Origin of the sequence: Catonella massiliensis (assembly GCF_016651435.1) — a bacterium.
GTDB lineage: Bacteria > Bacillota > Clostridia > Lachnospirales > Lachnospiraceae > Catonella > Catonella massiliensis.
Genome location: NZ_JAEPRJ010000001.1, coordinates 2132932 through 2145705, shown reverse-complemented (window position 1 = coordinate 2145705; position 12774 = coordinate 2132932). Strand labels below are relative to the sequence as shown.

Genomic DNA, 12774 nt, shown 5'->3' with positions numbered 1-12774 from the left:
TTGTAATTTTTTATAAAAATAAATTAATGCTATTATTTATTTTTACGAAATATCCGATATTAATTATGGTCACCAAAACGACAACAAGCATGGAGGGAAAGTCATGAAGATGAAGAACAACGTAGCTAAAGATGGAAATACCAGGGTAAAGAGTGTAGGTATGACGATAAGCATAATCATTTCGATTTTACTTATCATCACACTGGGAGCAAAGACAGCTGTTGATGCTACAAGAAGCTATAATTCCGCCATAAGTTCAAACAAGGAACTTCAATATGAACGAACAAGGAAGTTAGGGAAGCAGCTTGAGCAGCGGTTTAACTCTGTTTACTACACTGCTAAAACTATCGAAGATGCAGTAGATGCCTTGATGAAGAACACAACCAAGGAAGAAAGAAAAAGAAAGATCATATCTGATATGGTTGAAGAAACCATCGCAAGTAATGCGGATATAGGTGGACTTGGGGTGTTCTTTGAACCAAATGGATTCGACGGTAAAGATGAGCAGAATAAGACATCTGACAATGAAGAAGGACTTATGCAGTCTTATTTTAGCAGGGATGCTGGTGGAAGCTTTAAGGAAAGTAAAATAAAGGGCTACAGGGATTCAAGCTGGTACACCGAGATAATGAAGACAGGTAAAGCACTTATTACACAGCCTTTTAAGGATGGAGATAATATAGTAACTACCTACGGAATACCTATAACCGAGGACGGGAAGCTAATCGGAGCAGTTACAGCAGACATCTATGTTACCGAACTGTCTAAGGAGCTTGCAGAAGACCCTAACAATAGTGAGGACAATTTTACTGTTCTTGTATCTGATGAGGGACTTGTGACCGCACATTCAATGGATGAAAGCTTCATACTTAAAGATATAACTGATGATCCTGAGGTTAAGTCAAGGATTGAAAAGGCACAGCAGAATGAGGAATCCGAACTCGAGAAAGTTTCTGTAACCACAGGGAAAAATTCTTTGATTATATATGTACCGGTAGCTGTAGAAGGAACTTCAGAATACTGGGTATTTGAATCTGTTATAAGCATGAGTAAAATGACAGCGGAGGCAGTCAGGACAGCTGTATTTAGTGTGATTATCAACATAGTGCTTATTATAGTGATTGCATTTGTTATCATGCTCCTTTTAAGAAAGATGGTATCGCTGCCACTTAAGGTTGTAAGCAGTGCACTATCTAAACTTGCTGACTACAACCTCAATCTGGATGCAGAAAGAGCAGAAAATGCTAAGTATGACAAGAGTGGTAATGAGATAGCAGGGCTGATATTAAGTCTTAGGAAGCTCAACCAGAATCTTATCAGTATAGTATCAAATATTAATTCGCATGCACAAAATACCGCTGCTACTGCCGAAGAGCTCACAGCTACGGCACAGTCTACATCAGATGCAGCAGGAGAGGTAGCTACTGCAGTTACCAATATAGCTGACGGAGCAAGCAGCCAGGCAGAAGATACACAGGCAGCAGCTGCCTCAGTAGAGACTGCCAACAGGCTTCTTAGTGGAATGATGGATACACTGGGCGAGCTTGATGAGGCAACTAATACTATTGATAAATGCAAAAATGATGGAAATGAAACACTTAAAGACCTTGTTGAACTTACAGATGAAAACCGTAAGATATCAGATAATGTTAGTGCTGTTATAGTTGAGACAAGTGAGGCAACAGTGAAGATATCAAATGCATCTGAGATGATTCAGTCTATCTCAGACCAGACCAACCTTCTTGCACTTAATGCGGCTATTGAGGCAGCAAGAGCAGGCGAGGCAGGAAAGGGCTTTGCGGTTGTTGCTGATGAAATCAGAAAACTTGCAGAACAGAGTGCAGGCTTTACTGCAGAGATAAGAGCCGTAATTGACGAGCTTAAGACTAAGGCCGAATCAGCAGTAACCATGATGGAGCAGTCAAGCGAAATGGTTGCAAAGCAAAGTGAAAAAGTGGCAGAAACAAGCGAGAAGTTTGAGGAAATATCAAAGGCGGTTGAGAATAGTAAGAACATCGTGGCAGAGATAAATTCATCTTCAAAGACCATTGAGACTGAGAACCAGAACGTAACAAAGATGGTTGAAAACCTCTCAGCAATTGCTGAGGAGAATGCAGCTACATCAGAAGAAGCATCTGCATCAGTGGATACTCAGGTTCAGTCTATAGGAGATATATCTGCTGCAAGTGAAAATCTTGCACATATAGCAACTGAGCTTCAGGATGAAGTAGCTAGATTTACGTTCTAGAGGCTAATAATAGAGGGGATGTCACATCCGATAAAAGTGCATCAGTTAGCTTAATCATAAGCAAAAATTGGTGCAAGGTATTATCATAAATGTGACATCCCCTTAAATATTATCTACTTGAGAGCTAATATAATTTTTGACAGCAGTATAATCTACTTTGGTGGGTGGACTTTTGGTGAGTTTTATCGCATGACTGCTAATAGTGGGAGAATTTATTTTGCATAGGCTGTTTACCGACTAATTATTATTTTTACTTAGTGAAAGCTCTATACTGCTTCCTCTATCAGAACTCTCTACAACCTTTACATCACCGCCATGCCTTACTGCGATTTCCTTTACGAGGGCAAGTCCCAGTCCTGCTCCGCCCATAGAACGGCTTCGGGATTTATCAACTCTGAAAAACGGCTCAAATATTTTATCCCAGTCTTCTTTTGCTATACCGCTTCCGGTGTCTGTGATAATCACCTTTGCAAAGTCCTCGTCCTCAGTAATGGCTATAGACACCTTACCGTCATTTTTGTTGTACTTAATTGCATTTTCGATCAGATTATATATAGCCCTGTACACAAGGGTATCGCTGCCAGTAAGCCTTGCCTCTCCATCGTCTTGAACAAGGCTTATATTCTTTTTTTCAGCCACAGCCACCAGGTCGCAGATGACCTCTTCAGTTATCTCAGAAAGAGAGATACTATCACTCTTGGGAGCTGACTGCAGCTCAGTCATTTCAAGTAGGATGTCAATTACGTGTGAGAGACGGTCGGTCTGGCTTCTTGCCATACCTATGGCTTCTTTATAGTCTGCTTCATCCGGATTTTTATTTTTTTCAAAGACCTCAAACTTTGTACTCATCACCGCAAGAGGAGTTCTAAGCTCGTGAGCGGCATTGGCTGAGAACTGCCTTTGTGTGGCAAAGGTCTCCTCAAGTCTAAGGAGAAGTCTGTTAAAGGCAAGGGTAAGTCTTTCTATCTCTGTAGAATTACTTTTTGATAGTATGGGTTTTTTAAGGTTCTTTGCCTGAATGTCCTCTATCTGCAGGGTAAGCTCCCTCAAAGGATAAAGTGCATAGCCCACTATGAGATACATAAGAAAGCTCACCGTAAGGGTTATAATTAGTGTAATTGCAAGACTTTTTATCCAGAATTCAATCTGCGTGTTTTTAACTGTATCTGCAACTACAGACTTAGGGTTAAGTACTACCTTAATCTCATCAGAATTAGTTGTAGGGATATCGGTATTTGGGAGTATGGCTATAGCTGAATTGCCAATCTCATCCATATAAAGTATGGCAGAACGGCTTATAAAAAAGCAGATTGCAAGGCAGGCGGTAACTACCATAAAGGCTGTCATAAGGGTGAGCTTCCACCTAAGAGAAAGATGCTTTTTCATTCTCCATTCCCTCCTATCACATAGCCTTGGCCTACTCTATTGGTAATAGGGTCTTTACCTAGGGCAGTTCTTATCTTCTTTCTAAGTGCACTTATGTGAACCCTGATTGAGTTGCTAAAGCTATCCACGCTACCGTCCCATACATGCTCTATAAGCTCCTCCTGACTTACAGGGCGCCCCTGGTGGAGGATGAGGTATTCCAGGATTGCAAGTTCCTTCCTTGTAAGTGCAATCTCTTCTCCTTTTGCAAAGGCAGTGCGTGTCTTGGTATTTAAGGATATTTCCCCACATTCAAGGACTATATTGTTTTGAACAGTCCTTCTTCTAGTGAGGCTCCTAACCCTTGCCTCAAGCTCTTCAAAGTGAAAAGGCTTACATAGATAATCATTTGCCCCACTGTCAAGTCCCTCTATTTTATCGTTCAGTCCGCCTCTTGCAGAGAGGATGAGGACATTTGTCTCATTATCATTTTCACGCATATTTTTCAGTATGTCTAAGCCGTCCATCCCCGGCAGATTTAAGTCAAGGATAATAAGGTCATAGCTATCGGTAGAGATTACCTCCACCGCTTCCTCTCCGTCAAAAGCCGTATCTACCTCATAGCCATCAAGCCTAAGTCCCTTTGCAATGGACTCGCACAGAGCCTTTTCATCTTCAACAACCAACAGTCTCACGTTGTCACTTCCTTTACAATTAGTTTAGTTTTGTTTATCATATCATAAGGGAAATAAAATTTCTATTAAGAAGAAAAGTTAAAATCTTTTTTTCTTAACACAAATTTTATACAGACTGTGTTATACTTAAGTTCGTCATTTGTAGCACCGGCACTGAAGAGACTAATCGAATTTGCTCTCCCCCTTTTGCAATCTAAGTGTTCTCCTTGGTACCGTACAGGTGATATGGTGTCAGAAATAAAAAATTCTAACGCAGGTGCAACCGGGCTTTTATGGTTTTGATACTGTATGATGTGGGTACCAAAAGATAATAAATTCTCTTGCAAGCACGCTTGCATCGAATTTTTATTCTTTTGACACTTGTATCATTGTATAAATAAAAAATAGAAAAGAGGTTTATAAAATGGGGAATTTCACATTTAAGACTAACAAAAAGAAGTTAGTGGCTCAGGTGGCTTTACTTGTAGTTTCGATTGCGTTTATAGCATTTGGGGCATACCGCGGAGAGGCTCAAACTGTACTTACCAAAGCAATCAACCTATGTCTTGAGTGCGTGGGTATAGGCTAATTATAGTAAGAAAGGATGGAGCTAAGGTGGAAAAGAAGTTAACTAACAATAAAAATAAGGGCCGGGTTAAAGATTTCCTTAAAAGCAGGACAATGGTACAGATAATAGCAACTCTATTAACTAATATTCATCTTCCTAACTTTTTTAAGGGAACCTTGTATCAGGGTAAAGGGAAAATAGCCTGTGTGCCGGGACTTAACTGCTACTCCTGTCCGGGAGCAACAGGATCCTGTCCTATCGGCTCATTTCAGGCGGTGGTAGGCTCGAGGGACTTTAGCCTTACCTACTATATTACGGGAATTATGATATTTTTCGGTGTTATGCTTGGTAGATTTATCTGTGGATTCCTCTGTCCATTTGGACTGTTTCAGGATTTGCTTCACAAGATACCGTCTAAGAAGTTTAGCACCAAGAAGCTAAAGGCACTGACTTACCTTAAATACATCATTTTGCTGGTAGCAGTCATCATACTTCCTACATTCTTAAATAATGCAGCGGGGATATCTTCACCGTACTTTTGTAAATACATCTGTCCTCAGGGTATACTTGAAGGAGGCATTCCCCTGTCGATAGCAAGTCCTGCCATCAGAGCAACACTTGGCAAGCTCTTCCTTTGGAAGCTTAGCATCCTCATCCTTGTGATTGTGCTAAGTGTGCTTGTGTACCGTCCGTTTTGTAAGTGGATATGCCCTCTTGGAGCCTTTTATGCTCTGTTTAATAAGGTGTCACTCCTCCACTACAATGTAGACTTTAACAAGTGTGTATCCTGTGGAAAATGTGCAAGAACCTGTAAGATGGATGTGGATATAACCAAAAACGATGCCCATATGGAATGCATCCGTTGCGGTGAATGTGTGAAAGTCTGTCCTACCAAGGCTATCAGCGTGAATTGGGGACCTGAGAAGATGAAGATTCTCGAAAGAGCGCGTGAGCTTAATAAAAATAAAACAACAAAAAGTGTGAACTAAGGAGAAGAAAAATGAAGACAAAAAAGACAATTATTCCTGTATTTTTAGTGGCTGCTATGCTTGCAGCATCAATTACAGCCTGTGGCAACAAGGATGCATCATCTGGCACGAAGACAGAGTCGGGCAGTAAGGTAGAAGCCGGAAGCAAGGTCACAGCACAAAAGTTCCCTGCCTTTAAGGGTAAGGACTTTGACGGAAATGATGTAGATGAGAGTTTATTTAGCAAGAACGAGGCGACCCTTGTCAACTTCTGGTTTAATGGTTGCTCTGCCTGTGTAAATGAGATGCCTGCACTTGAAAAATTTAGCAAGAAGCTAAAAGAACAGGGGGCTGAGCTTGTAGGTATCAATGCAGGTACAGCAAGTGATGAAAAAGGGCTTGCAGAGGCGAAGGACATCCTTTCTAAGCAGGGAGTAACCTATAGGAATCTAATTCTTCCTAATGACCACGAGTATGTGAGGACCATATTTACCTTCCCAACGACTGTTATAGTTGACAAGCAGGGAAATATAATCGGCGACCCTATCGTAGGCGCAATCGAGGACGAGAAGAAACAGGCAGAGATACTTAAGGTAATAGAGGAGATAAAGGCAGGAAACGGAGTTACAGCAAAGGTTACATCTGATGACAAGAATGCTCCTGTAGACCCTGCTGCATCACTTTACGAGGAAGAGAACAAGGTTTTTGCTGAAAATGCAGATGTTTGGAATAAGTTATTCTCTAAGATAAAGAAGGATGAAGCTGAGAAAAATGCAGATAAGCCATATGTAGAGTTCCTAACAGAGCAGTTCGAGGCTGCAAAGGCTGACTTTACTGAGGAAGAGAGTAAGGTAATCAAAGAGGGACTTACTAAGATTGCTGAGATTGAGAAGAAGATTGAGGAGTTAAGGAAGAAGTAAAGAAGAAATAAGATAATATAGACTAGCATAATAGTTGGGGCAGGGTTTCTGAGTTGAGTGGAAGCCTTGCCCCAGTTTTAATTGAAAATAGATTTTTTTGAAAATCTATTTTCAATTAAAAAAGTATAATAAATATTTTGACAAGATAATAATACTAGAGTATAATTACTGTACGAAAAACAATACGATTTTTATAACGAAATGAGGTGTTAAAAATGTTGGCAGTAAAGAGTATGGATGTAAGGGATAACTTCAAATCTTTTTGCGATAAGGTTTTTGATGGGGAGACATTGATTGTATCCAGACCAAAGAACCAGAATGTAGTAATGATGTCAGAGTCAGAATATAATAATATAATGAAAGCTAAAAGAAATGCAGAATATCTTACCATGCTAGATAAGTCCATGGCAGAAGCAGAAGCAGGGAAATTTATTATGAAGTCCATAGAAGACTTGGGAGAACTTGAATAATGAATATTGTATTCACACCAACTGCTTGGGAACATTATTTGGAATGGCAGAAAGATGATAAAAAGGTAGTAAAACGAATTAATGACTTAATTAAGAGCATTGATAGGGAAGGAGTTTTACAGGGAATAGGTAAGCCTGAAACTCTTAAGTATAGAAAGCTTCCTGTATACTATAAATAGGTCAAGAGATTGACATAAAAAAATACCTCAAGTAAATTTAGATTATTACTGACCTGCCAGTTGGTAAAATCTAAAAAACACAAGAGGTATCTAAAATGAATATTAAAGGCACAAAGAAAAAAAATCAAGTAGTAACAGCAAATATTTTTGAACAGCAGGAGCTTTTGAAAAAATCGGAGGTGATTAAGGAAAATCTCGCAGCTTCAACCTGGCGTGAGTTGGAAACCAATGGTAAGTTCGATAAAAATAAAAAACTCTCTTTTATCAGCGATGACATGCTTATCTTGGGATGTGATGTAGGCAGCGAAACGCACTATATGAGAGCAATTGATACCAGAGGACGGGAACTCAGTAAGTCCGCACATTCTTTCAACAATAATCAAGAGGGCTTCCGGAGTGCAAAGGAATGGGCAGTGAGGATAGCCGCTGAACATGATAAGAGTCAGATAGTGCTTGGCTTAGAGCCGACCGGTCACTACTGGTTCTGCCTTGCTACATGGATGATTACAAATGGAATCAGTGTTGTTCAGGTAAACCCTTATGCTGTTAAGCAGACAAAGGAGGTTGAAGATAACAGCCAGCTCAAGGATGACAGGAAGGATCCAAAACTGATAGCAAATCTTGTCAAGGATGGCAACTTTGGTATGCCATATCTTCCAGAAAAAATCTATGCGGAGCTTCGTAGGTTATCCATGTTCAGAGACCAACTGAATGAAGACAGAATACGAACAATCAACCGGATGCACAGGGAGATGAAGATATATTACCCGGAGTATAACGAAGCATTGGGAAAAGTCGATGGAGCATTTAGCCTTGAACTGCTGAAAGAGGCACCATTTCCGGATGAACTGACCGCACTTGGAGAAGAAGGGATAAGACAGATTTGGCATGCTGCTAAACTTAGAGGACGCGGGTACAGCAGAGCCAGAGAAATCTTACAGTACGCAAAAGCAAGTGTTGGGATTAAGGATGGATCTATTGCAAGCAAGGCAGCTGTAAAGTGGTTCGTGCAGAAAATCATGGAACTGGATGTTGAACTTGCTGTTATAGAGAACCAGATCAACCAGAAATGTCAGGAGATACCGCATACAGGTAACGTTCTGGAGATATCTGGGATTGGAGAAAATACACTTTCCGGTATTCTTGCAGAGATGGGAGATATTTCAAGATTTGATGATGTTAAGGAAATACAGAAATTAAGCGGATTAGGCCTTGTGGCATGCAGTTCAGGAAAGCATAAGGGAGAAACCAAAATCAGTCATAGAGGACGCAAACGACTCAGATATTGGTTATTCCAGGCAGCAAAGTCAGCAGTGGCCCATGCAGAGGAATTCAAAGAACTCCATATGTATTATACGACACGAGCCGATAATCCGTTGAAAAAGATGCAGTCATTGATTGTGATAGCCTGCAAGCTTCTGAGGATTATCTATACGATTCTGAATACTGGTACGAAATATGCTCCGAAGAAGATGTTGATGGACATCAGACGTCCGGAAAATAAGGAAGCTATTGTAGCGTAAAACAGTCGACAGCAAAATTTATTCCAGAGCCTTGCCGGGTGTCGGATTATTCCGAGATCGGGCAGGGTTCTGGAAGGGAACCCGATAACGATGGAGCGCTACAGGTGCTGCATCATCACAATGACCAGCAAAACGAGTCAGGGTAAGCATCCACGGAATATCCGTACCCTGTGGAGTATGCAGGTCAGTAAAATCAAAAAACAAACAAGAGCTGTAGCTTGCAGTAGTTCTCTCCGTAGGGCATGACCCTGTTAGAAAGCTTAGCAGGCACTCGGTGTATGGACAGGTGGGACGAAGGAAGTTGGGACACGATCCCTTTAGACACGGAAGGTTCACCATCATAGTTAGCAGAGGATTTATAGCCTTTATAAAGCAAAACAATGGGATGCTTTATAAACTACACCCTCTTTTAGCTGTTCAGTATAAAATACAATGACTGTCATACATTTTTTGCTCTGTTTTATGAGGTAAATATTTAAAGAAAAGCCTGAAATTAAATGATTTAGGGCTTGACATTATAGGAAGGTTAGATAGGCTATGGAAAATTGGAAAATATATCGTGAGGATGAGATACCTAAAGATGTTTATATTGGGGATATCTCCTATGTAGAGGATAACAATCCGGTAATAAAACTTGAGAATTGGCATAATGGCAGAATCATAAATTATATTAAATTGGAATTTAAGAATATGTATTCTGTCAGAGTATTTGAGGAAGGCAGAGCATTAAATAAAATTTTTGAAGATATAATGAAATTCAAGCCTGATCGTCGCAAGAATGTAATCTATGAAGTAGAAGATGGGGATTATGCAAAGGAAGTAAGAAAAATAGTCGGAAGAAAACTTATAGGAACAAAGATTTATCAATATGTAATAATGACAGAAAATTTTTTCTTTGAAATTGTGACAGCTTCGGAGCCTGTAATTACTATGATGGAAGAAAAGGCAGAGAAGGAGGCATATTTCTCTTATCGGGAGAATTATAAGTTGAATAAAGTTGATTTAATATTCAAACACCTTGAAGAGCCTGTTTATATGTCAAAGGATGAAAGCCGTTATGAGACAGGCGTAGAAATTACAGAGGGAGAATATTATTATAAATTTCTTCTTGGTGACGGACTTGAGCTTATAGACAAGGAAAACAAAAATATATGTATAGATGATAAAAACTACTGGTCTGTGCTTACCATTGATAAAGACGGAGTAGTAGATAAAGAGATAGAAAGCTCCTCAACACTCCTTGAATACGGCATTTTCCATAAAATGATGGAAGTTGTACCGGATAAAGAAGAATCAAAGATATTTAATGCAGACAAGGACAAACAAGCTGTGTGTATGCTTAGCTTTAATGAAATAAAAGGACTTCACATTGCAACTGTAGCCTGGTATAAGCCTGATGGAGAACTGTATAGATTCACGGAAAATGATTTTGGCAGTTATGAAGAATCGGATGATGATAAGGTTATGTTAAGATTTTGGTTAGATATAACCGAAATAGATGAAACTGACTTTGGGAACTGGACAGTAAGGACTTTTCTGGATGGGGAAATGATAAAAGAAGACAGTATTATTATTTCAGGAAACAGTATGAATAAAATTGATACTAAATGTTAATTATGGGAGGCTGTAGCATTACAAATGAGATACACAAAATACAGTAATTATTTAATGATAAATTTACTATATTTTGTTGTACTTTTACTTATTGCGACAGCCCCTCTTCGTACCTAGGAAAAACCTTTAAAACTTATTATCGAAATAATCATCAGCAATTTACATGCTCCGGGATTATTGACATATGAGGATTTCTCGTAACTATGGTGAGAATTTTCTAAATACTCTGCTTGAATTTGATTAGTAGATAAATTATACTTGGGTAGACAGTTTTAATGTTAATTTCATTAAATTGGAAGGGAGGAAATTAAATGAAAATATCAAGAAATACACATACAGCAAGTAGCAGCTCTTATAGAAGTAGCTCGAAGCCGTCTAAGCCAAGCTCAAGTTCATCAGCAAAGCCAGCGAAATCAAGTGCTGCACCATCAAAACCAGCTAAGTCAAGTTCACCATCAAAACAGGTAAAACCAAGTTTACCTCCATCAAAACCACAGAAGACAAATCCGGTGCCATCAAAACCGGTAAAGAAAAGTACAAATTCGACTTTGTCAAAGACTGTTAAAAAAGACTCAAATTCCTCAAAGCTAATCACCACAGGTTCAGGTAAAACAACCTCACAATCTGTTAATAATGTAAATGTAACAAAAACAGGAAAGGTAAGCAATGATAACAAGAAAGTTTCAGGCGGGGTTAAGCCTGTAGTGCAACCAAATGTGGTTCAAAGTAGCAAAAAGAACCATAAGAAAGATAATAATACAGATAAAAAGAAAAGACCTAATAATGGAAGAGAAAGTAATAATATAGTTCGAGGAAATTATAGTATTACACGAAGTAAGACTTTTAGTAGAGAGAATAATTATATAAAACCTGTTACTAAGAAATTTAATTCACAACGAGTTTTGAATGGTTCGGCAATAAATATACCATCATATATAGTTCCTAAAATAAAGAAGGGAGAAGAAAAATTTCCAGATATAAAAAAAGTTATTAAATTTGGTATTAGAATGTCTAAAACTATTACTAGGTTTGGACAGAAATTTGGGATTAAAAAATCTACTGAGGTAGGTTTTAAAATAGGAAGCAAAGGAGTGCTTACAAATACAGGATTAAAATTGGCGGGTAAAAGTGCTTTGTCAATACTTGGTAAGGGAGTTTTACTGACTGTTGCTATAGAACATAGGCAAAATTATAAAAAATATGATATAATTGATAGATTAAAAAAAGATCAAAAACCTAAAAAAATTGGCAAGATAATATATGAAAAACTTTTCAAAATAGATAAAACGGATACAAAAGCAACTGACAAAAATGAAAAAACAGTAAAAAACGATATTAAAACAAATGAACTGAATTTGAATACTAAAAAATTATCAAAAGTTAATATAGCTCAAATTGATAGAAAGCTCGATTTTTTGTTTGGAAAAGCAATGGGAAGAGAGCACAATATTCATAGGACAAAGTCAATGCAAATCAGCTTGCAACATATAGGAATACATGATAATAAAGCTGGTAGGAACGCATTAATAAATCATTTCGAGAAAGTATTTAATGATCCGACAAGCATAGTGGAAACAAAAATGAAAACCTTTACTTATAATGAGTTACCGGATAAACCGCTAGGACATTATATATCTACAACTCGTGAAAGTTTCTTTATGGGACCGGGTGGAGGAGTATTGTTCGAATCTTTGTGGAAAGGAAACGAACTGGAGTCAGTAATAATAAAAAGGGGGAAATATTAAAATGAATGAAGATATAATTATAAAGAGAATTGATACTTTAATGGAATTGGAAAATAAACTGGGAGGAAGAAAAATGGTGTATTGTGATGAATATCACAATATGTATGCAATAATAAATATAAGAAATTCTTTTGAATTTGGTATAGCATATGCTGACTATGGTATAGATTTAATGTTCGGATTTGATGATAAGAATGATGTCTGCTATATTGGAGCCGGACAGAATTTATTATTAATTGATATCAAAAACAAAGAGATATTATTTAATGAAAAATTGTCCACAGTAATTTTAGATGTAATAAATATTGGAAACGATGTTTATGTATTATGTGATTTAGAATTATTTTGTTATAGTGAGAAAAAAGAAAAATGGAGTACTGCATTCAGAGAGATGGTTACGAATTATGAATTGTTGGATAATGAAAGGCTATGGCTTGATTGTGATGGAAGACAACTAATTATAAATTTACAGGATGGAACTGTGGTGTAGTATGAAATTA

At 38.1% G+C, this 12774-nt stretch carries 12 protein-coding genes; 10 read left to right on the top strand and 2 right to left on the bottom strand.

The features are described 5' to 3' along the window. Nucleotides 1–103 precede the first annotated feature (103 nt). Nucleotides 104–2248 carry a methyl-accepting chemotaxis protein gene (locus JJN12_RS09555; RefSeq protein ID WP_208429463.1) on the top strand — a complete coding sequence of 715 codons (2145 nt, stop codon included), beginning with the start codon at nucleotides 104–106 and terminating at the stop codon, nucleotides 2246–2248. Nucleotides 2249–2485: 237 nt separating this feature from the next. Here JJN12_RS09555 and JJN12_RS09550 read toward each other — a convergent pair whose 3' ends face one another. Together JJN12_RS09550 and JJN12_RS09545 are read right to left on the bottom strand one after the other, a co-directional pair. After that, complete coding sequence (locus JJN12_RS09550) at nucleotides 2486–3634, bottom strand: sensor histidine kinase (protein WP_208429462.1); 1149 nt, start codon at nucleotides 3632–3634, stop codon at nucleotides 2486–2488. Beyond that, the gene (locus JJN12_RS09545) at nucleotides 3631–4308 is read right to left on the bottom strand and encodes a response regulator transcription factor (protein WP_208429461.1); all 678 of its coding nucleotides are present in this window, start codon (nucleotides 4306–4308) and stop codon (nucleotides 3631–3633) included. Before JJN12_RS09545 ends, JJN12_RS09550 begins: the two co-directional genes overlap by 4 nt. Before the next feature lie 403 nt (nucleotides 4309–4711). Here JJN12_RS09545 and JJN12_RS09540 point away from each other — a divergent pair, with 403 nt between their 5' ends. From JJN12_RS09540 to JJN12_RS09500, 9 genes are all read left to right on the top strand, one after another. After that, entirely contained in the window at nucleotides 4712–4876 is a 165-nt protein-coding gene (locus JJN12_RS09540) for a CD1871A family CXXC motif-containing protein (protein ID WP_208429460.1), read from the top strand. A gap of 26 nt (nucleotides 4877–4902) precedes the next feature. Beyond that, a complete protein-coding gene (locus tag JJN12_RS09535) occupies nucleotides 4903–5844 on the top strand; it encodes a 4Fe-4S binding protein (RefSeq protein ID WP_328706800.1) in 942 nt (313 codons plus the stop codon). An 11-nt stretch (nucleotides 5845–5855) separates the two neighbouring features. Beyond that, complete coding sequence (locus JJN12_RS09530; protein ID WP_208429459.1) at nucleotides 5856–6743, top strand: TlpA family protein disulfide reductase; 888 nt, start codon at nucleotides 5856–5858, stop codon at nucleotides 6741–6743. A 215-nt stretch (nucleotides 6744–6958) separates the two neighbouring features. Then, a complete protein-coding gene (locus tag JJN12_RS09525) occupies nucleotides 6959–7213 on the top strand; it encodes a type II toxin-antitoxin system Phd/YefM family antitoxin (RefSeq protein WP_208429458.1) in 255 nt (84 codons plus the stop codon). Beyond that, nucleotides 7213–7392 (top strand): type II toxin-antitoxin system YoeB family toxin, encoded by a 180-nt coding sequence (locus JJN12_RS09520; protein ID WP_208429457.1) that lies wholly within the window; start codon nucleotides 7213–7215, stop codon nucleotides 7390–7392. The genes JJN12_RS09525 and JJN12_RS09520 overlap by 1 nt, the downstream gene beginning before the upstream one ends. Nucleotides 7393–7487: 95 nt before the next feature. Next, on the top strand, nucleotides 7488–8915 hold the full coding sequence (locus tag JJN12_RS09515) for an IS110 family RNA-guided transposase (RefSeq protein ID WP_208429456.1): 1428 nt from the start codon (nucleotides 7488–7490) through the stop codon (nucleotides 8913–8915). Nucleotides 8916–9452: 537 nt separating this feature from the next. Next, entirely contained in the window at nucleotides 9453–10529 is a 1077-nt protein-coding gene (locus JJN12_RS09510; RefSeq protein ID WP_208429455.1) for a hypothetical protein, read from the top strand. 311 nt (nucleotides 10530–10840) lie between these two features. Beyond that, nucleotides 10841–12274, top strand: coding sequence for a hypothetical protein (locus JJN12_RS09505; RefSeq protein WP_208429454.1), 1434 nt, complete (start codon nucleotides 10841–10843; stop codon nucleotides 12272–12274). A gap of 1 nt (nucleotide 12275) precedes the next feature. Beyond that, a complete protein-coding gene (locus JJN12_RS09500) occupies nucleotides 12276–12764 on the top strand; it encodes a hypothetical protein (RefSeq protein ID WP_208429453.1) in 489 nt (162 codons plus the stop codon). The last annotated feature ends 10 nt before the right edge of the window (nucleotides 12765–12774 follow it).

Excerpts from the sequence above, each read along its gene's own strand:
- JJN12_RS09530 (WP_208429459.1), top strand. The coding sequence starts at position 5,856 with ATGAAGACAAAAAAGACAATTATTCCTGTATTTTTAGTGGCTGCTATG.
- JJN12_RS09500 (WP_208429453.1), top strand. The coding sequence starts at position 12,276 with ATGAATGAAGATATAATTATAAAGAGAATTGATACTTTAATGGAATTG.
- JJN12_RS09510 (WP_208429455.1), top strand. The coding sequence starts at position 9,453 with ATGGAAAATTGGAAAATATATCGTGAGGATGAGATACCTAAAGATGTT.
- JJN12_RS09525 (WP_208429458.1), top strand. The coding sequence starts at position 6,959 with ATGTTGGCAGTAAAGAGTATGGATGTAAGGGATAACTTCAAATCTTTT.
- JJN12_RS09505 (WP_208429454.1), top strand. The coding sequence starts at position 10,841 with ATGAAAATATCAAGAAATACACATACAGCAAGTAGCAGCTCTTATAGA.
- JJN12_RS09540 (WP_208429460.1), top strand. The coding sequence starts at position 4,712 with ATGGGGAATTTCACATTTAAGACTAACAAAAAGAAGTTAGTGGCTCAG.
- JJN12_RS09515 (WP_208429456.1), top strand. The coding sequence starts at position 7,488 with ATGAATATTAAAGGCACAAAGAAAAAAAATCAAGTAGTAACAGCAAAT.
- JJN12_RS09555 (WP_208429463.1), top strand. The coding sequence starts at position 104 with ATGAAGATGAAGAACAACGTAGCTAAAGATGGAAATACCAGGGTAAAG.
- JJN12_RS09550 (WP_208429462.1), bottom strand. The coding sequence starts at position 3,634 with ATGAAAAAGCATCTTTCTCTTAGGTGGAAGCTCACCCTTATGACAGCC.
- JJN12_RS09520 (WP_208429457.1), top strand. The coding sequence starts at position 7,213 with ATGAATATTGTATTCACACCAACTGCTTGGGAACATTATTTGGAATGG.